This is a genomic window from Brevibacterium sp. UCMA 11752 (genome assembly GCF_021532235.1).
In the GTDB taxonomy this organism is placed as follows: Bacteria; Actinomycetota; Actinomycetes; order Actinomycetales; family Brevibacteriaceae; genus Brevibacterium; species Brevibacterium antiquum.
Genome location: NZ_JACBOS010000003.1, coordinates 717,291 through 736,641, shown reverse-complemented (window position 1 = coordinate 736,641; position 19,351 = coordinate 717,291). Strand labels below are relative to the sequence as shown.

Sequence of the window (19,351 nt, the reverse complement as noted above, 5' to 3'; positions counted from 1 at the left end):
TAACTTTCTTCGACGTTCTTCGGACATCGCCGGTGGAAACGCCCCTTGTGCTATCGGTGCTGAGATCAGAAACAAGGGGCCTCACCAGCAGATGAACCCATTTCAGGGAACCATTGCGCAGGCCAACCTGTAGACGAGTGGCGAGCGAATGTCGTCCGCGGTGTTTCGCGCGCTGCGATGATGTTCGGTGCCCGAGCGCCGCCGCAGTGCACCTTCGCAACAACAGCACTGGTCTCAATGGGATCCGCGGCCAGGGCAGGTGCGGATGGCGTGATGACGCATCACCGCACCGGAGCGTCAGGGCCCAGCGGGATGCCCAGGCCCCACCAGAGGAAGAAGAGCAGGCTCCACATGATCGTCATGCACACCGCCAGCGGCAGGGTGTGGGAGGCAAGGGTGCCGATGCCGGCGGACTTCTGATAACGCTGCATGAAGCCGAGGGCAAGGATGAAGTAGGGGCTCATCGGGGTGATCGCAGTCGAGCCCGAATCGGCGATGCGGAAGATCGCCTGCGAGGTCTCAGGCGGAACGTCGAGGAGCATGAGCATCGGCACGATGACCGGGGCCATGATCGCCCACATGGCCGATCCGGAGGTGATGAGGACGTTGACGACGGAGAGGACGAGCAGCACGAGGATGAAGATGACCCATGTGGGCAGTCCGAGGCCGGTGAACAGTTCCGAGCTCGACACGGAAACCAGCATGCCGATGTTCGTCCACTCGAAGTACTCGAGGAACTGCGCGATCGCGAAGAACAGGACGAGGACCGGGGCCATGGACACGATGCCCTGGCTCATGAGCTTGGGGACGTCGGCGAATTTCTCGATCGCGCCCTCACGGAACCCGTAGACCATGCCGCCGACACCGAAGAGCATGGCGATGATGAACGCGATGCCGGTCAGGAACGGTGACTCTCCGATGGGGCCGTCTCCGCGCAGGGGAGCATTGTCCGGGACCACCAGGACGACGACGAAGAGGAGCATCGCGATCACTGCGAACATCGAGTACCGCAGGGCCGAGCGTTCCCTGTCCGTGATGACGAGGTCTTCGTGTTCGGCGTCCTCGTCGGCCTCGAGGTTCTGCCGCTTCGTAAGCACGAGCTCGGTGACGATGGTGATGACGATGGCCAACAGGATTGAGCTGGCGATGTTGAAGTACCAGTTGCCGATCGGGGTGACCAGATAGTCGGGATCGATGATGTGGGCCGCCGCCGAGGTGATTCCCGCGAAGATCGCATCATTGGGAGTCGGGATCGGGCTGGCGTCATATCCCGAGGCGATCGAGGTGTACGCGACGATGACGCCGAGGACGGGGGAGCGGCCGACCGCCTTGAACACCATGCCGCCGAGCGGGACGAGGATGACGTAGGCCGCGGCCGAAGCAACGTGGGAGACCGTTCCCATGAACGCGACGGTGAAGACGATGAGGGATGCTGGGACCCTCGCGATCGAGACCTTCATCGCCGTGGACAGGAGTCCGGTGCGCTCGGCCAGAGCCACGCCCATGATGACGACCATGATCGTGATCAGCGGTGGGAAGGACTGGTAGGCATCGAGCGAGGTGCTCACCGCCATCGCGATCCCGTCACCGCTGAGCAGGTTGTTCACCGGTGTCCATTCCCCGGTGCCGGGGTCGTTGACCCCGACTCCCATGGAGGCCAGGACGAGGCTGAGGACGGCGAGGATTCCTGCCAGGATCCAGAACAGCCAGAACGGGTGCGGGAGTCGGTTGCCGACGTTCTCGATGACGTTGAGGAATCGGATGACGCCCGGGAGTCGTTCCTGAGTGGGCTTGTCTGTGGTGGTCGTTTCCATGGCTGGCTCCTGTGTGTCCAGGTGATGAAGGAGCCTTTGGGCACGACTCGGCGCTACCCGTGAACTCCATTGGTCAGAGAGGTGGGACTGAGATGGGGAAGATGTGGCGGAGGCGGAAGTCTGTTGGGGCAGACGAGCGCCGAGATCAGGCGGCGAGGGCTGTCATAGGCGCAGCATCTCCCGGGAGTAGGCGACAAGTGAAGAGATGACCTCGCCGAGGATGTCCTGCCCGGCCGCGGCCGTGGCGGTCCGTGGATCCCCGAGGACCCCGTTGTCGGAGTATTGGTCGAAGGTGACGGCACTCGACGGCGATTTGGTCCGGGTCAGTCGCGCCCGCGGAGACAGGTCGTCGAGAGCTGTGGCTCCGGCGCTCAGATGGGCGGAGTCGACGAGGAGGTCATCGATGGCCAGCATCTGCGAGGTCTCTGATTCCCCGGAATGCCCGCTGACTTCGGTGCGGGGCAGTGCAGCGGTGGTCTCGGTGGCCAGGCCGCTGACCGGTGAGTAGGCGAACGCGAGATTCGGGTGGGAGCTCAGCAGCACCTGTTGGGCGACGCCGAGAGCGGCGATATTGCCCCCGTGGCCGGTGATCACCAGGATGCGGGTGAAACCGGAGTCGCAGAGCTGGCCGGCGACCGTGGTGACGATGTCGACGAAGGTCCGCGGATCGAGGCTGACCGTGCCGGGCAGATTCCCGTGATGAGGAGACACTCCGTAGTCGATGCTCGGGAGGACGAACGCCCGGCCAGGCGCGGTTCTCTTACCGCCGACCAGATCTTCGGCCACTGCTGGTTCTTTGGCCGCTGCCAGTTCTTCGGCTACTGCCATGGCCACATGGTCGGCTCGGATGCTGTCGGTGCTCAGGGGGAGTCCGTCGCCGTGCTGCTCGCAGGCACCGACCGGCAGGATGAGGAGAGCGTTGTCCTCCTTCGCGACTTCGACCTCGAGCGAGGTCAACTGCCCGTACGTGCGCACCTGTGGTCGGATCTCGGTCACGCTCTGACGAGTCACTGTTCGGTTCCTTCGGTGAGTGCGGGCGATTCGGTCGCCGCGAGGGACTCGGCGGCCGTGGCCCCCTCAGCGTCGGTGCGTTCCGACCAATCGGCGAGGACGGCGGCCCTGATGCTCTCGAGATGCTTGCGGGTCCGATGTGAGGCTTCGAGTCCGTCGCCGCGCTTGATGGCATCGAGGATGTCGGCGTGCTCATCGTGGTCGCGGAGGCGGTCGTAGGTGAACCGAGCCGCCTGCTGAGTGCGGGAGTGGATGGCCAGCAGCGAGACGAGCATCTCGTGCAGGGCCCGGTTCCCCGAGGCCTTGGCCAGCTCCACGTGGAAGTGCCCCGCAGGCACCTCGGTGTGCAGCTGCAGAGCATTGTCGACCGCGGTCTCCATCGTCTGCACGGCATCCTTGCCTTGGACGCTCGCCGCAAGTTCCGCGATGCCGGGTTCGATGGCGATGCGCGCATCGAGCAGCTCGATGGCGGCGGCGAGGTCGACGGGCACATAGTGCGGGTTGTCGAGGATCCGACGGTTGATCGCCTCCCGCACATAGGTCCCGGAACCGTGCTTGAGTTCGACCGATCCGGTGGCCTCGAGGCGGCGCAGAGCCTCGCGGACGGTGGGGACTGTGACCTCGAAGCGTTCAGCCAGAGCTTTGGCCGAGGGCAGGGTCTGGCCGGGTTGCAGATTCTGTGAGCGAATGGTCTCGACGATCTCACGAGTGAGACGTTCGACGAGTCCGATGGGTGCTGTCATGGCACTCTCCTTCAAGTGTTTAAGTCATCTAATCACTTAGTGAATCGAGTGTCAAGGGTCACTCATCGATGCGTGGGTGACTCTCGAAGAAGGTCCATATCGTCTCTGTGGCGGAGAAGTGCTCGGTGACATAACCGCCTCCGCTGTACATGGTTTCACCTGGCCAGACGTGCCCGCCGTCGGCAACAGAATAGAGTTCGACATCGGTTCCGTCCTGGCAGTTCTGCCACTGGGTGCGCACGACCTTCTCGCCCTTCTTGCCGACCTTCCTGTCTTTCGAACCCGTGCACCCTGCGGCCTCTGTCCACGGCTCCAGCCAGGTTCGCACTGCCGGATAGGTCTCACCTTGGCGCTCGCCTCCCTCGTAGTGCATGGTGGCGTCGCCGGTGCCGTGGATGGAGAGCATCGGCGTCGGCTCGGAGTAGTCACATCCCGCGAAGGACTGCGGGTAGTAGGCACCGGCGACGGTGGCGAAGGCGGAGAATCTGTCCCGCAGCTGGCAGGCGAGGACCGAGACCATCCCACCGCCGTTGGACTTTCCGGTTGCGAAGACGCGATCGAGATCGATGCAGTATTCGCTCTCGATCGAATCCAGCAGATCGGCGACGAAGCGCACGTCGTCGGCTCCGCTGGCGTACGGCGCGCCCTGCCAGGCACGTTTTCCGTCCTCAGCGATGCCATCGGGGAAGACCGTGATGGCAGGCAGTTCGGGGAGTCCGGTGTAGTTCTGAAACTCCGCTCCGTCGGAGCCCCTGCCGTGGAAGCCGAGGATCAGCGGCAGCGGGTCAGTGAAGTCGTAGTCGCGGGGGATGTTGACTCGGTAGGTTCGTTCGTCGCCCGCCGAGGTGATCGTGCCCTGGTCGTTCCCAGACTTCTTCTCGACCCCGCACCCCGCCGAGGGCCGACTCTCGACTTGGCTGGGCGGGGAAGCGGCGGCGGTTCGCGGTGTGAGTGCAAGTGCCAGGCCGAACACGAGGGCCAGGACCAGGCTGATGGGCCGTGTGCGTTTCATCGTCGAATGCAATGTTCTTCCTTTGATCGTCGGTGATCGTGGGCAATACAATACACGAGTCATCTAATCACTTGATGAATTATTTCGAGCGCGCACTGTCGCGGTCGGGTCAGCAGGTGGGCTCAGTCGGCCCTGTGGCTGGTGAGTGTTGACCAGTTCTCGCACGTGAGCGCCATGGCCCGGTCGGCGTCGTCGGCGCGGACGGCGGCAACGATCTCCGCGTGCTGCTCGGGCGAGGCGGATCCCTTGACGGAGTCGAAATGCAGGTATTCGGCTCGCCGCAGTGTCGCCGTGACGACCTCAAGATGATCGGGAATGAGCGGATTGCCGCTGCGAGCCAGGGCGACCTCATGGAATGCATCATCGGCGGTGATGGCCGCGTCGATATCGGCATTGCGCAGGGCTGATCTCAGCTCTTCGTTGGCGGCTTCCATTTCGGAGACATCGGATGCGTTGAGGTGCGGGAATGCGAGGCTCATGGCTAGAGCGTGCAGCTGAGCTGCGATCTGGCGGGCGTGGATGACTGCCTCGGGATTCTCTGGTGCCACGCGGGTCATGCGCCCCGGCTCGGCGACGACCAATCCGGCCTGCCCCAGGCGCTGAAGAGCCTCGCGGACGGGAGTGCGCGAGACCTGCAGCCATGCGCCCAGCTCCTGGTCGCGCAGCTGTTCCCCGGGCGCCAGCTGGCCTCGAACGATGGCATCGCGGATCGAACGATAGACGTCATCGCGCAGCAGCCTTCGCTGGGGGATCGGCGCATTCGTGGGAATCGGCACTCTCGACCTCTCTGGGTTCTCGCGGCTGGGTTGGCTCACTGGGCAGTCCTGGCATCGCATCCAGTTGTGCTGGCATGTGGGACGTAGCGCTTGTGCCATTGTAGTCCTCACCGGAATGCAATATATTGCATATCGCCGGGGCCTATCATCAGGCTTGAAGCAACTGCTCTCCAGCTTCCAGCTCCACCAGACGAAGAGGACACCATGCCAATCACCGATTTCGAGCGCTATCCACTGACCTTCGGGCCCAGCCCGGTCCACGAGCTGAAGCGACTGAGCGACCACCTCGGCGGGGCTCGGGTGTGGGCCAAGAGGGAGGACGTGAACTCCGGTCTCGCGTTCGGGGGCAACAAGACCCGCAAGCTCGAATACATCGTTCCCGACATCCTCGCCTCCGGGGCGGACACGCTCGTCTCGATCGGCGGCTACCAGTCGAATCACACCCGGCAGGTCGCGGCCGTCGCGGCGCACCTGGGGCTGAAGTCGCGCCTCGTGCAGGAGCGCTGGGTCGACTGGGACGACCCGGTCAACGACAAGGTCGGCAACATCGAACTCTCCCGCATCATGGGTGCCGATGTGCACCTCGACTCGGCCGGATTCGACATCGGCATCCGCTCCAGCTGGGAGAACGCCATCGCCGAGGTCGAGGCCGCGGGCGGCAGGCCCTACCCCATTCCGGCCGGTGCCTCCGAGCACAAGTTCGGTGCACTCGGATTCGTCAACTGGGCCTATGAGGTCGCCGAGCAGGAGAAGGAGCTCGGCGTCTTCTTCGACACGATCATCGTGTGCACGGTCACCGGCTCCACCCACGCCGGAATGATCGCAGGCTTCGCCGCGCTCGAGGCGGCCGGAGGTCCACAGCGCCAGGTCATCGGCATCGACGCCTCTGCGACCCTGGACAAGACCCGTGATCAGGTCAAACGCATTGCGAACAACGCAGCAGGTCTCATCGGACTCGGACGGGAGATCACCGATGCTGATGTCGATATCCGTCCCGGCTGGGAAGGCCCGGCCTACGGCATCCCCGATGAATCGACCATCAACGCGATCCGCACAACCGCGGAGCTCGAAGGTGTCATCCTCGACCCTGTCTACGAGGGCAAGTCGATGGCCGGCCTCCTCGACCTCGTCGGACGCGCTGATGTCGACGGTCGGGCTGACGTCGAAGGCCAGCCTGGTGCTGGAGACCGGGGCGCAGTGGCGAAGGATTCGACGGTTCTCTATGCCCACCTCGGCGGACAGCTGGCCCTCAATGCTTACAGCTCGATCTTCTGAGGAGTTCCGTCACAACGGAGAACAGGCCGCCTCGTTCAACGCTGAGTCAGAATTTCGCTGTTGCCTTGAGGCGAAAACCTGACTCAGCGTTGAATGAGCGCCGCTACGCGGTGCAGATATCGTGAGTGCGTCTGGCCGTGGATGCGGATTTCGTGACATCACCCGCGAAATCCGCACAACCTCGGTGAGGGTGGTCCGGGCTGTCGCGAACTGATGATTCCCCCAGGTTCCGCCACTTGTTGCGCACGTCACGTCTTGATAGCGTGAGAGGCAGACATACGCGATCCGTCGATTTCGGCGGTGAACAGCGATGCAAACGCCTTATCCGGCGCCACCAGGGCGCCACTAGTCAAAGGAGTCTGGAATGAGCAATGTAGGCAGTGCTGCAGGCGGCTACCGTGTCGAGAACCCGGCCACGGGCGAGGTCGTCGAGAAGTTCGACAACGCCACCGACGCGCAGATCGAGGAGACCCTCGACGCAGCTCACAAGGGCTTCCTGAGCTGGCGCGAGAAGACGATCGAGGAGCGCGCTGCGATCGTGAACAAGGTCGCCGCACTGTTCGGTGAGCGCAAGGAAGAACTCGCGAAGATCATCGCAGAAGAGATGGGAAAGCCCGTCGCGGAAGGCATCGAGGAGGCCGAGTTCTGCGAGGCCATCTTCAACTACTACGCGGACAACGGCCCGAAGTTCGCCGCGGACGAGCCGATCGAATCGATGTCGGGCGGCAAGGCATTCATCCAGCGCCGACCCGTCGGAGCACTCCTGGGCATCATGCCCTGGAACTTCCCCTACTACCAGGTCGCCCGCTTCGCTGCGCCGAACCTGGTGCTGGGCAACACGATCATCCTCAAGCATGCGGAGATCTGCCCCCGTTCGTCGGCGATCATCGCCGACATGATGAAGGAAGCCGGCATTCCTGAGGGCGTGTACAACAATATCTACGCCACGCATGAGCAGATCGAGACCGTCATCGCCGATGACCGTGTCGAAGGCGTATCGCTGACAGGCTCCGAGCGTGCCGGTTCGGCCGTGGCCGCCACTGCAGGCAAGAACCTGAAGAAGGCTGTCCTCGAGCTCGGCGGCTCCGATCCCTACATCGTCCTCGACACTGACAACATGGACGAAGCCGTGGACACCGCCTGGGGCACCCGCCTCTACAACACCGGCCAGGTCTGCAACGCGAACAAGCGGATGATCGTCATGAATGACATCTATGATGACTTCGTGTCCGGACTGACTAAGCGCGCCCAGGATTGGACGAAGGGCACCCCCGACGAGGCAGGCGACGGCAAGTATTCGCCCATGTCCTCACGTGGTGCTGCGGAGAACCTGCGCAAGCAGCTCGACCGTGCAGTCGAGCAGGGAGCGAAACTCGTCGGCGGCGAGCTCGCCAGCGACGGTTCCGCCTACGTATCGCCGGCCGTGCTGACCGGGATCACCTCGGACATGGACGCCTACCGCGAGGAGCTCTTCGGACCCGTGGCCACCGTGTACAAGGTGACCAGCGACGACGAAGCTCTCAAGCTTGCCAATGACACCCGCTTCGGTCTCGGCGGCGCCGTGTTCTCGAAGGACGAAGAGCGTGCTGCGAAGCTGGCTCAGCGTCTCGATGTGGGCATGTCGAACGTCAACACTCCAGGTGGCGAAGGTGCGGAGATTCCGTTCGGCGGCACCAAGCGTTCGGGCTTCGGCCGCGAGCTCGGCCCCTACGGCATGGACGAGTTCGTCAACAAGCGCATGTACTACGTCGCTGACTGACTCTGACTGGGCAGTCCCAGCTGGACACCGAAACACGGGCGTCCTGCCGAGGCACTGCCGCCGAGTCTGAAGCGACATCGAGACGCGGGCGTTGCGTCGAGAATGACGGGGAGAACCCGATTCTTCGGCACAGCGCCCGCGTTTCGCTGTGCCAAGGCGAGTGTGCAGGTGAGAGCGGGAGCGAAGCGTCTCGCGGGCACGATGTGAGTCTCGTCGAACCCTCGACTCCCAGGCACTGGGTCGATAGCGTCAATGGATGCCGAAACTGCTCGTACTCGGCCTGTGCGCCGGGTACTTCCTCGTTCTCCTCGATGTGACAGTCGTCAACGTCGCACTGCCGCAGATCAATGCTGATCTGCAGGCGGGCCAATCGGGGATGGCAGGAGTCATCAACGCCTACACCTTCGTCCTCGCCGCACTGCTGCTTGCCTTCGGAGCGATCGGGGACCGCTGGGGTCATCGCCGGATCGTGGTGTTCGGTTTCCTCTGCTTCTTCCTTGGCTCGCTGGCCTGCTCGCTGTCGCCGACGATCGAGGTTCTCGTTGCCTCACGTGCTCTGCAGGGTGTTGGCGCCGCCGCAACGATGACCGGCACCCTGGCGATGCTCTCGGAGTCGGCTGCCGATGACCGTGAGCGAAACAAGCTCGTCGGGCTGTGGGCGGCGCTGGGTGGGGTCGCGCTTCCGGTGGGACCTCTGCTGGGAGGGCTGCTTGTCGAGCTGGGCAACTGGAGGGCAGCGTTCTGGTTGAACCTGCCGGTCATCCTCGTGGCGCTCGTGCCGATCATTGTCTATTCATCACCGGCATGGGCGGCGAGACTGGGAAGTGGTGGGCTCGCCCGGGGCGCTGGGCGCGTCGAATCTTCTGGATCATCGCGGATGAGACTGCTGACTGCCTGCATCGTCGCGGGATTGATGAACTTCTGCGTCCTCGGCTCTCTGTTTCTTCTGACCCAGTTCTTCCAGGGCGATCGAGGGCTGAGTCCGTTCCAAGCTGGGCTGGCCACTCTGCCCGCTCTGCTGCCGCTTCCGTTCGTCGCGGCGCTGTCGGGGACGGTCAGCAATCGCCTCGGCGTCTGGAGAACAAGCGCGATGGGCCTCATTGTGGCCGGAATGGGCCTCGGGCTGATGGGTCTGACAGTGTCAGGATCAGGTCTGTGGGGACTGTGGATCGCCCTCGTCGTGTGGGCGATCGGGGTCGGGATCCTCACGCCCGCGATTGTGACAGCGGCAATGCATGCCCTGCCGCAAAGGCCAGGATTCGCCTCGGGCGCGGGAAGCACTGCCCGCAACCTCGGCGGGGCTGTGGGGGTGACGGTCTTCGCCGTCCTGGCTGGGATGGACACCGGAGCCCTGATGGCAGGAGCCGGAGTCATGATGCTCATTGCCGCCTTCATCTGTCTCGACATGAGTCGGCGGGCACGGGAAAGTCAGCTGGTGCCGGTGCGGTAAGAGAAGAGTGCGGTCAGCCGTCGGACTTCTAATCCTCTTCGACCAGGGCGGCGAGCACTGTCGTCACCTGGGTAGGATCGATGCTGGTGTCGGCGAACCATCTCTGTGCCGCCGCCTCGGCGAGCCCCTCTGCCTGGTCGATGAGGAAGGCTCCGCTCTCAGTGAGGACGAAGGTGCCGCTCTCGGATCGCTCGACCCAGCCGAGCTTCTCCAGGGGCCGCACCGCGCGCAGAGCCTGTGAAGCTGCCTCATCCATCGCCTCTGCTAGCTCGGAGCGGGTCAGCCCCTGATCCGGCGAGGCCGATCCCTCGTCGCACCGGCCGATGGCCCGCAGACGTCGCAGGTCCTCGAACGACAGCCCTACGCGTTCGAGCACTTCAGAGATGCGCGCGTCGAGCCCGCTCATTGCTCGGGACATAAGCAGCGCAGCCGCGAGACTCATCGCCTTACCCCTCGACGCAGCTTGACGTCTTCGACACAGACCGATGAGACGCCGACAGTTCTCCCGCTCAGGCCCCGCTTGTCGAGGTCGGCCTTCGCGAGCTCTTCGGCACGCATATGGGCGAGCACCTCGGCGTCTTCGGGAGACTCCTCCTCGATGACGATCTCGAACCGATGCTGATAGGTGACCAATTCGGGTGTGTAGAGGAACGTGCCCTCCGAGGTGAAGCGCGCGGAGAACATGTCGTGGTCCTCGTGTGCCGCTCGCAGGGTTGCGCGCCGGGTGTCGTCGAGGTCGGCGAAGCGGCCTCGGACTGTGGTGCGGTAGGTGCGATTCATGATTGTGTTCCTTGTGGAGCTGTGGTTGCGGTGCTGCGGGTGGCGTGGTCGAAGAGCGCCACGAACTCAGCGGTCACGGCATCTGCGCGGGCGGATGCTCTGCTGCGGCTCAGGCTCGCGGACGTCGTGTCGAGGACCGAGCGGAGTGCCAGTGCCATCGTGAGCGGATCGAAACTGCGCATCTCCCCGAGCCGTTGTCCCTCCTCGAACAGCGCGACCAGATCGCCGGCGGAGTCCTTGGCACGATCATCATAAGATTCCGCGCCGCTGCGGCTGAGGTACCCGACCGCGGCGACGATGGCTGCGGCCGAGGCCGGTTTGGCACGGGAGTAGTCCATCGAGGTGGTGATGTAGTCCGCCAGCCTTGTTCTGCTTGAGGTGGGGCGGGAGAGGACTTCAGCAAGCTGTGCGCCGAGGTCGGTTGCGACCGAGTGGACGACGGCGCTGGCAAGTTCGGCCTTGTCGGCAAAATTCCCATGCACTGCGCCCCGGCTGAAGCCCGCGTGCTCGGCCACCGCATTGAGCGGGGAGCCCGCCACGCCATTCGCGGCGAAGAGGTCGATTGCCGCAGCGATGAGGTCGCTGCGAGTTCTCTCCTGGCTCTCTCTGCGGGTGAGGCGAACCGGGGGGCGCGTGGAGGCGGATGATGATGCCATTCACTCAGGATACATTAGAGTATCCAGATACTTAAAAGTATATGAAAGTGAAGTCGCTGGTTACCGGCGCGGCCTCTGCCGTGCCTCGAGATCTCAGGGCACGGGCGTATGGGGGTGGCGCGCGGGGGATTCGTCGAGGAGCTGTTCAGATTCCGGCTGTCTTCGCAGCGGCGCGCTCCTCGGCGGTTGGGATCTGAATGATCGGGCCGAGCACCACTGTGTAGAAGAAGATGCCGATGCCCAGGATGACTCCGCAGACGATGAACGTGGCACCGAAGCCGCCGGTCGCCTGGTCGACGAAGCCGGTGACGATCGGCGCCGAGACACCGATGAGGTTGTTCACCGAGTTCATGATCGAGCCGGTCGCGCCGACCCCGCCTTCGGGGGCGATGAGCGCAGGCAGGGAGTTGGTGACGCAGAAGGAGACCGTGATCCCGCTGGTGCCCAGGGTGATCCAGAACAGGGCCCAGCCCGGGTCCTCGGTGAAGGCCGCGCCCATCACCGTCATGGCCAGGAGCATCCCCGCAACGATGAAGGTCTTGCGGACAGCCGTGCCCGACTTCCCGATCTGCATCAGGTGGTCAAGCAGCCAGCCGGGGAAGATGAACTCGACGGCCACGGCGACGAGCCAGGGCAGGGCTGTGAAGATGCCCGAGGACATCACGCTCATGCCCATCTCCGACTGCAGGTAGCCGGGCAGCCACGTCAGGAGCATCCACTGCGTATAGCCGGCGCAACCGAGGCCCAGGGACATGCCCCAGACCTTGCGCTGCTTGAGGATGTAGCCGAGATTGGCCAGCGGGTTCGGGCGAGGTGCGTCTTCGTCCTGAGCGCCGCCCTCGCGGATGTATTCGAGCTCAGAGTCCTTGAGCTTGCCGAGGCGATTCATCTCCTTGGGGTCGCGGTACTTCCAGAAGAAGACGAACACATAGGCGAGGCTGAGGAGACTCCGGTATCTCGGTATTGGTGTCTCGGTCGCCGATGATCGAGCGACATGGGAATGGACTCCGGGCGACAACACCCACGATTCCACGATATGGAAATGGTATTTCGGTAGAGCCAAGTCAACGTATAACGGCGGTTAGCGGAATGTCAAAGAGTCAACTTTGCCGAGTTGCTCCGGGTGGTTGCCGAAAGCAAGGGAAAATGGATGATACGCCTCGTCTGCGCAGGTAGCGGGGTTAGTCCGAAATCTAATGCGGCTCATCCCAATCGGGGGTGTAGGAGTTGGGGTCTGAAGCCGCCGGTCTCGAGCAGGCTTCGGGCGATGTAGTCGGTCAGGTTGCGGAACCCGAGTGCGGAGCCGCGCAGGTGTTCGAGCCGTCCGTTGAGCGCCTCGGTCGGCCCGTTGCTGGTGCCGGGTCGTTCGAAGTAGGCGAGCACGTCGGCGGCTCGCTTCTTCAGGGTCCGGCCCAGGGTGGTGAGCTCGGTGAGCACCTTGGGGACGCCGGCGCTGAGGTCGGTGATCAGCTTCTCCATGAGCTCGCGGCCACGTTGCCGGTCCTCGTGGCGATAGGCGGCGATCATGCGCTGGTAGACACCCCAGGTCGCCTCGACCTCGACGTGAGCGTCATCAACGAACAGCGCGCGTAGCCTGTCGCTCTGCTTGTCGGTGAGCAGGTCCGCGCCGGTGTGCAGCGTGCGCCGCGACTTGTAGAGCGGGTCGTCCCTGAACCCACGGTGCCCGTGGATCGCGAGTTGGACCCGGCGCCGGCACCTGTCGAGGGCGTCACCGGCCAGGCGCACGACGTGGAAGGGATCCATCACCGTGACCGCGTCCGGGATCTCCTCTGCAGCGGCGGTCTTGAACCCGGTGAAGCCGTCCATCGCGACCACCTCGACCGCGTCACGGAAGGCGTCGTCGCGGTCGGCGAGCCAGGTCTTGAACGCCGCCTTCGACCGGCCCTCGACCATGTCCAGCAGCCTTGCTGGGCCGGCGCCATCGCGGACCGGGGTGAGGTCGATGATCACGGTGACGTACTTGTCGCCACGCCTGGTGTGGCGCCAGACGTGCTCATCGACGCCAATGACCTTCACGCCCTCAAACCGCGTGGGGTCGTTGATCAGCAGCCGCTTGCCTTCAGCCAGGACCGCGTTGTTGGCGGTGTCCCACGCGACCCCGAGTCCCTCGGCGACACGGGCGACGGTGAGGTGTGCGACCACGATCCCTTCCAGCGCCCACCGCAGCCCGGTGCGCGAGAGCTTCGCGCGTGGCTCCGCCGCGGCGCTGATGTCTTGGCGCCACACGTGTCTGCAGTCGGCACAGCGGTAGCGGCGCACTACAACTTCCAGCACGGTCGGTCGCCAGCCCAGCGGCTCGTGGGCCAACCGCCGGGTCACGGTGTCACGAGCAGCGCCTTCGCTGCCGCACCGTCGGCACCACTGATCTGGTTCCACCACGCGGCACGCGAGGACCGCACGATCCGGTTCAAGTCGTTGTCCGGTCACGCTCAGACCGAGGCCGTCGAGTCGAGCGAAGGCGGTCAGGTCAGGGAGGCCGAAGCCGGCCGGCGGGGTAGCGTCGGACACGTCGAGGTCTTTCGGATGGATGGCGTAGGAACCTCCGTCGTCGGGAGACCTCGACGCCTATCTGCGGACCGACGCGCCCGGCCGACCTACACCGTCATCTGAGAAGACCCCTGAAACGTCTTCGACGACGGGACCGGCGAGGAGGAGGGCGCGGTGAGCTAAAGGAATGGAGCTTGCTCGGCTTCGACGCCGCCGCAAGCTCCGGTGAAACGGTCGGTACTGGTCGGTCGTCGTCGGTCACCACCGGATGGCGGCGTCCCCCACGCTCGGCGTTTGCTCAGGTCAGCGGCTCGTTCGCCCAGTGGGCGCATCAAGCGATAGACGCAAAGCCGACGTGATTAGGTCGTCGGTTCGATTCCGACAGGCGGCTCCGGCGAACAGCCCCTGCCCTGCGGAAACGCAGGGCAGGGGCTGTTCGGTTCTGGTGGTCGCGCGATGCGCTGGCCTCACGGCTCTGCCCGACACCGACGTCGCTCTCCTCTGCGACGGACCCCTCGCCGGCTGAGCGCTCGCGGCCGGCATCCTGTCCGTGTGCCGATAGGCCTCGCACCGCTCGGCAACGCAGCCTGGCGTTGCGTCGCGACCTGGCGACGGCTCGGCGGGGCACGATCGTCTCGTGCGTTGGCGGACTACGGGAGCTTGGACGCGAGGACGTCGGCCGCCAGGATCTCGGGTGCTGCGCTGAGGAGGTGCTGGTTGGCCATCAGGGCTGCGACGATGGCGCCGTTGGCGTGGGCGTCGCGAGCGGCCTCGTCGTGGAATGCATCGAAGATCCAGAAGGTGTCGGCGTGGGTCCTGACCGCGAACCAGACAATCGTTCCTACTTCTTCGTTGGCGAGTGCGACAGCGCCGGCGAGCAGATCGGCGAGCGCGTCGTGCTGTCCATCGGCCGCGACGATCTTGGCGACGAAGGCATACGGAAGTGATGCGGGTGTTGACATGAGGGACTCTCCTTGAAGTCGTGATTCTTCGTGTGACGAGTTCAGCGTATGACGAGCGAGGGCCGGTGGGTAGTGGCGTATACGGCAGTATTGCTATTGTTTACGTCATGCGTATCGGACTGATCGCGATCGACGGCTGCTTCGGTTCGGCTATCGCGTCGATCATCGACATCGTGCGGGTGGCCGACGGAGCCCGCGGCGATGTCGACCCACGGATCGACCCGATCGAACTCGCCATCCTCGGACCGAAACGGCGAGTGACCACGACGGCATCGATGACCCTGTCGGTGGACCACCCGCTGTCGGAGTCCGCAGAGTTCGACGTGGTCGTCGTCCCTGCGCTTGGAACCCTTACGGCCGCCGCTACCAACGACGCCCTCCAGAGCCGAGATGCTCGTTCGGTCATCGCCTCGCTCGGGCGCCTCGACGAGGCGACCACCCGGATCGCCGCGGCGTGCACCGGCGTGTTCGCTGTCGCCGAGACCGGACGGATGCATCATCGGCGGGCGACGACCAGCTGGTTCCTGGGGCCGGAGTTCCTGAAGCGCTATCCGACCGTCGCCCTCGATCTCGACACCATGGTCGTGGTCGACGGGAACCTCGTCACCGCCGGCGCCGCCTTCGCCCACATCGACCTCGCGCTCTCACTCGTGCGATCGATCAGCCCCGACCTGGCCCAACACGTCGCCAAGCTCCTCATCATCGACGAGCGCCCGTCGCAGGCGGCCTTCGTCGCCTACGAACATCTCCGGCACGAGGACCCGATCGTCGTCGAGTTCGAACGCTTCGTGCGCGCCCGACTGGACGAACCGTTCAACGTCGCCTTCGTCGCGCAGTCGCTCGGCACCAGCCGGCGCACCCTCGAACGACGAGTCCGTGCGGCGCTCAACCTCACTCCGCTCGGCTTCGTCCAACGGCTTCGCACCGAACGAGCTCGACACCTCTCAGCAACCACGGACCTCACCTCCGCCGAGATCGCGCTACGGGTCGGCTACGCGAACGCCGAGACTCTGCGCTCCCTCCTGCGTAGGGAGCGACGCCGTTCCTGACCCATCGCCATGCCTGTAGCCGGTGTGCTAGTGCTCGACTGGAACCACCTCTCAGCACGTCGCGTCGACACTCCTGCGTCGCCCCTGGACGACCAACTCGACACGCCCGCAGCACAGGCCATGTGACGTGTCCCGGCTTCCCGAACGGTCGGGGTTGGGTGGCTGTGATGTCGCTGCGTTCTCGTCGAGAGGATCAGCAGACCCGATCAGAGTCGATTGGGATAAGACGCGAAGGCGGTCAGGTCAGGGCGGCCGAAGCCGGCCGGCGGGGTAGCGTCGGACACGTCGAGGTCTTTCGGATGGATGGCGTAGGAACCTCCGTCGTCGGGAGATCTCGACGTCTATCTGCGGACCGACGCGCCCGGCCGACCTACACCCTCATCTGGGAAGAGCCTCTAATGCGATAATTCGGATTGTCGTCTCCCGTTAGACAATTGCGTGTTTTCGCGCCAGTCGACCGAAGCCCGATAATTGAATGATTACAGATTAAGAATCGAAACCGGCGACTCCTATACTCCGGCGACTCCTATACTGGGGAAGCGGCCCAGACCGGGCCCACAGGCAGGCTGAGGGCGCACCCGGATCCAGCCGTGCCGCAGCTATCTGGAGGTCATACGTGCCGATCACCTCGACGGTTCTCAACGTTGCTGGGAACAATCCCGAGCAGCTCGCCCTCGTCGGAGCCGACGAGCGGCTGACCTACTCCGAGCTCGTCGAAGGCTCTCGCCGGATGTTCGCCGTCGTCGACGAACTCCACCGAGCGCAGTCCGACCCGCCGACCCCCGCCCATGAGACAGACGGCATCCCCATCACCGCGGTCAGCCTCATCTCGGCGTTTCACGCCTCGCGGATCATTGCCGGGCTTGCTGGCTACCGAGCCGTATCCACGACCATCGATCCGCGCTGGCCGCTCGACCATCAGCTCGGCGTCATCCGTACTACCGGAATCGGAGTCGTCATCAGCGACAACAGCGAACTCGCCGAGGCGCTCGCCTCCTCCTGGACCGGCACTGTCATCGGCCTCGCCGACTTCCGAACTCGCGAAGCCGCCGTCGTCGAGCCTGCCCCGCTGCCGAGTGTCCGCGATGCGTCCGAGCCCTTTCTCATGCTCTTCTCCTCGGGCACGACGAACAACCCGAAGGCCTTCATCAAGACGCGGCAGCAGTATCGCGACAATGTCGGCGTCTCCTCAGCCCACCTCGAACCGCTGCCCGGAGTCGCGACACTGGCACCGGGCCCGGTGTCCTACAGCCTCACGCTCTACGCGGTCGTCGAGAGTCTCGCGACCGGGGGCAGCGTGCACGTCGCCGACGAATCCGACCCGATCACGATGGGTCGGCGCATCGAATCCGAGGCCATCTCCCGTGTCGTCGCGGTTCCCGCGGTAGTCCGTGCCCTCGCCGAGGCGGCCCGCCGTGACCCCGAACGTTTCACTCACCTCGACCTCGTCGTCACCGGCGGAGCCAATCTGCCGGCGAGCATCCGCGACCGCCTCGCCGAGATCCTCCCGCAAACACGGCTGCTCAGCTACTACGGTGCCGCAGAGATCGGTTTCATCGGTGACAGCCGCGATGGTGATGGCACCTGGATCACCGTCTATCCGAGCATCGGAGCTCAGATCCGGGACGAGTCCGGCGCCGAAGTTCCCGAGGGAGAACTCGGGACGCTGTGGATCCGGGCCGCGGCCTGCTCGTACGGCTACGTCACCGGCACCACCGATGCGGTGCTGCGCGGGGCAGACGGCTGGGCCACCGTCGATGACCAGGGGAGGATCGTCAACGGCAGGCTGCAGCTGGCCGGTCGGGCCGGCGATATCGCCATCACCGGTGGTCACAAGGTCTCATTGCCGGAAGTTGAGCGGGCATTCGAAACGTACGACAACCTCGGCGAGGTCTGCGCCATCGCCCTCGAGGACCCGGCGTTGGGCAGCCTCATCGCCCTCGTCATCGAGGCCGGTGCCGGTACGCACGAAGGACTGGGCAAGACAGAGCTGCTCGACCATGCACGGGCCCGCCTGGCGCCGCAGTTCGTTCCTCGTCGCATCTATCGACTCCAGCACCTGCCCAGGACGGTCGGCGGGAAGATTCGGCGCGCCGAAACCGTTGACCTCATCATGGACGGACAAGGACAGCGACTGTGAGCGGACAGGTCTCCCAGAGCCGGGACGCACCGAACACCGAAGACAGCCGCGTCGTCATCACCGGAATGGGCGCGATCACGCCGAGCGGCAATGATGTCGACGCACTGTGGGGCTCCGTGGTCACCGGCCGCAGCGCGATCGGTCGACTCGAGGGGGAGCAGTTTGCGGATCTGGCCGTGCGCATCGGCGGCCAGGTGAGAGACTTCGACGCCGAGGCGATCCTGCCCCGCTCTCTCGCTCGCCGACTCAGCCCAGTCCAGCACTGGGCCATCGCCGCCGCAGACCAGGCCCTGACGCAGGCCGGGATCGCACGCCCGGACACAGGGGCGAAAACGGATGCAGGCGCGCAGACCGACGACGCTGCCCCCGACTCCCTCCCGTGGGGCCGATCCCGCGTCGCCGTCATCGCTGCCACCGGCTCCGGCCCCGTCGACGCCATGCAGAACGCCACACGCTCACTCCTCGACGGCGGCCCCCGCTCGGTTCCCCTGACATTGGCGATCCACGGCGCACCCGACTCGGCCGCAGCGCTGCTGAGCCAGCGCTACGATTTCCGCGGGCCCGGGCAGGGAGTCTCGGCCACCTGCGCCAGCGGGGCCATCGCCCTCGGCGAGGCAATGCGCCGCATCCGTCACGGATACGCCGACGCGGTGCTCGTCGTCGGGATGGAGGACTGCCTCAACGCGGTCAACCTCGCCTCGAACGCGAACATGCGGGCGCTCGCCGCCGGCTTCGAGGATGATCCCACATCCGCCAGCAGACCCTTCGACAGTGCGCGATCCGGATTCGTCATGAGCCAAGGCGCCGGTGCGATCCTCCTCGAATCCGAGGCCGGAGCCGCCGCCCGCGGGGCTACCGCGCTCGCGGAACTCGCAGGATTCGGAGCCGCCAGCGACGCTCACCATCCGACGAATCCGCATCCCGATGGCCGAGGTGCCGCCTCGGCGATGGGTGAGGCCCTGGCCGACGCCGGACTGGATCCCGAGGACATCGGCCACATCAACGCCCACGCCACCGGCACTCCCGCCGGTGATGCGGCGGAACTCAAGGCCTTCGACGCCGCGCTCGGCACCACCGCCCACTCGATTCCGATCAGCGCCACGAAGTCGTCGACGGGTCACCTGCTTGGTGCCTCGGGCGTCATCGAGGCCATGATCGCCGTCCGTACGATGATGGAGCAGACGCTGCCTCCGACACTCAACCTCGAGACCTGCGAATTCGAGGGATGGGACATCGTTGCAGGTCAAGCACGCAACATCGGCCGTGGCGGCTTCGACGATGCACCGATTGACACAGTCCTGTCGACCTCGTTCGGATTCGGCGGGCACAACGGTGCGGTTATTCTGCGCCGGCCCCGCTGATCAACGTGGGACGTCGACTCGCTGCCCCCGATCCAATCGGGAATCTGACCCCATC

The 19,351-nt window shown here is 64.9% G+C and carries 17 protein-coding genes; 6 read left to right on the top strand and 11 right to left on the bottom strand.

From position 1 onward, the window contains the following. Nucleotides 1–281: 281 nt before the first annotated feature. From HU144_RS03310 to HU144_RS03290, 5 genes are all read right to left on the bottom strand, one after another. Nucleotides 282–1,814: an AbgT family transporter gene (locus HU144_RS03310; RefSeq protein ID WP_235350129.1), complete on the bottom strand. Its 1,533-nt coding sequence runs from the start codon at nucleotides 1,812–1,814 to the stop codon at nucleotides 282–284. Between the two features lie 162 nt (nucleotides 1,815–1,976). Beyond that, entirely contained in the window at nucleotides 1,977–2,825 is an 849-nt protein-coding gene (locus tag HU144_RS03305) for a creatininase family protein (protein WP_235350128.1), read from the bottom strand. Beyond that, nucleotides 2,822–3,568 carry a FadR/GntR family transcriptional regulator gene (locus tag HU144_RS03300; RefSeq protein ID WP_235350127.1) on the bottom strand — a complete coding sequence of 249 codons (747 nt, stop codon included), beginning with the start codon at nucleotides 3,566–3,568 and terminating at the stop codon, nucleotides 2,822–2,824. Before HU144_RS03300 ends, HU144_RS03305 begins: the two co-directional genes overlap by 4 nt. A gap of 58 nt (nucleotides 3,569–3,626) precedes the next feature. Then, a complete protein-coding gene (locus HU144_RS03295) occupies nucleotides 3,627–4,580 on the bottom strand; it encodes an alpha/beta hydrolase family esterase (protein WP_235350126.1) in 954 nt (317 codons plus the stop codon). Between the two features lie 122 nt (nucleotides 4,581–4,702). After that, entirely contained in the window at nucleotides 4,703–5,356 is a 654-nt protein-coding gene (locus tag HU144_RS03290; protein WP_235350125.1) for a GntR family transcriptional regulator, read from the bottom strand. 204 nt (nucleotides 5,357–5,560) lie between these two features. On the opposite strand from HU144_RS03290, the gene HU144_RS03285 reads away from it, so the two are divergent. From HU144_RS03285 to HU144_RS03275, 3 genes are all read left to right on the top strand, one after another. Beyond that, on the top strand, nucleotides 5,561–6,631 hold the full coding sequence (locus HU144_RS03285) for a 1-aminocyclopropane-1-carboxylate deaminase (protein ID WP_235350124.1): 1,071 nt from the start codon (nucleotides 5,561–5,563) through the stop codon (nucleotides 6,629–6,631). 364 nt (nucleotides 6,632–6,995) lie between these two features. Further along, entirely contained in the window at nucleotides 6,996–8,390 is a 1,395-nt protein-coding gene (locus HU144_RS03280) for an NAD-dependent succinate-semialdehyde dehydrogenase (protein ID WP_235350123.1), read from the top strand. A 256-nt stretch (nucleotides 8,391–8,646) separates the two neighbouring features. Beyond that, nucleotides 8,647–9,840 (top strand): MFS transporter, encoded by a 1,194-nt coding sequence (locus tag HU144_RS03275; protein ID WP_235350122.1) that lies wholly within the window; start codon nucleotides 8,647–8,649, stop codon nucleotides 9,838–9,840. A 28-nt stretch (nucleotides 9,841–9,868) separates the two neighbouring features. Here the strand turns inward: HU144_RS03275 and HU144_RS03270 are convergent, their stop codons facing one another. The 6 genes from HU144_RS03270 to HU144_RS03245 form a co-directional block, all read right to left on the bottom strand. After that, a complete protein-coding gene (locus tag HU144_RS03270; protein WP_235350121.1) occupies nucleotides 9,869–10,282 on the bottom strand; it encodes a MarR family winged helix-turn-helix transcriptional regulator in 414 nt (137 codons plus the stop codon). After that, nucleotides 10,279–10,620, bottom strand: coding sequence for a DUF6204 family protein (locus HU144_RS03265; RefSeq protein WP_235350120.1), 342 nt, complete (start codon nucleotides 10,618–10,620; stop codon nucleotides 10,279–10,281). Before HU144_RS03265 ends, HU144_RS03270 begins: the two co-directional genes overlap by 4 nt. Further along, nucleotides 10,617–11,276: a TetR/AcrR family transcriptional regulator gene (locus tag HU144_RS03260; protein ID WP_235350119.1), complete on the bottom strand. Its 660-nt coding sequence runs from the start codon at nucleotides 11,274–11,276 to the stop codon at nucleotides 10,617–10,619. Before HU144_RS03260 ends, HU144_RS03265 begins: the two co-directional genes overlap by 4 nt. Nucleotides 11,277–11,421: 145 nt before the next feature. Then, nucleotides 11,422–12,204, bottom strand: a complete 783-nt coding sequence (locus tag HU144_RS03255; RefSeq protein WP_235350118.1) for an MFS transporter — start codon at nucleotides 12,202–12,204, stop codon at nucleotides 11,422–11,424. 275 nt (nucleotides 12,205–12,479) lie between these two features. Continuing rightward, complete coding sequence (locus HU144_RS03250) at nucleotides 12,480–13,805, bottom strand: ISL3-like element ISPfr2 family transposase (RefSeq protein WP_235350117.1); 1,326 nt, start codon at nucleotides 13,803–13,805, stop codon at nucleotides 12,480–12,482. A 629-nt stretch (nucleotides 13,806–14,434) separates the two neighbouring features. Further along, nucleotides 14,435–14,746: a putative quinol monooxygenase gene (locus tag HU144_RS03245; RefSeq protein WP_075846768.1), complete on the bottom strand. Its 312-nt coding sequence runs from the start codon at nucleotides 14,744–14,746 to the stop codon at nucleotides 14,435–14,437. A gap of 107 nt (nucleotides 14,747–14,853) precedes the next feature. On the opposite strand from HU144_RS03245, the gene HU144_RS03240 reads away from it, so the two are divergent. The 3 genes from HU144_RS03240 (at nucleotide 14,854) to HU144_RS03230 (ending at nucleotide 19,296) form a co-directional block, all read left to right on the top strand. Continuing rightward, entirely contained in the window at nucleotides 14,854–15,795 is a 942-nt protein-coding gene (locus HU144_RS03240) for a GlxA family transcriptional regulator (RefSeq protein WP_204233663.1), read from the top strand. Between the two features lie 616 nt (nucleotides 15,796–16,411). After that, entirely contained in the window at nucleotides 16,412–17,935 is a 1,524-nt protein-coding gene (locus tag HU144_RS03235; protein ID WP_235350116.1) for a class I adenylate-forming enzyme family protein, read from the top strand. Then, nucleotides 17,932–19,296, top strand: a complete 1,365-nt coding sequence (locus tag HU144_RS03230) for a beta-ketoacyl-[acyl-carrier-protein] synthase family protein (RefSeq protein WP_328284270.1) — start codon at nucleotides 17,932–17,934, stop codon at nucleotides 19,294–19,296. Before HU144_RS03235 ends, HU144_RS03230 begins: the two co-directional genes overlap by 4 nt. Nucleotides 19,297–19,351: the final 55 nt, after the last annotated feature.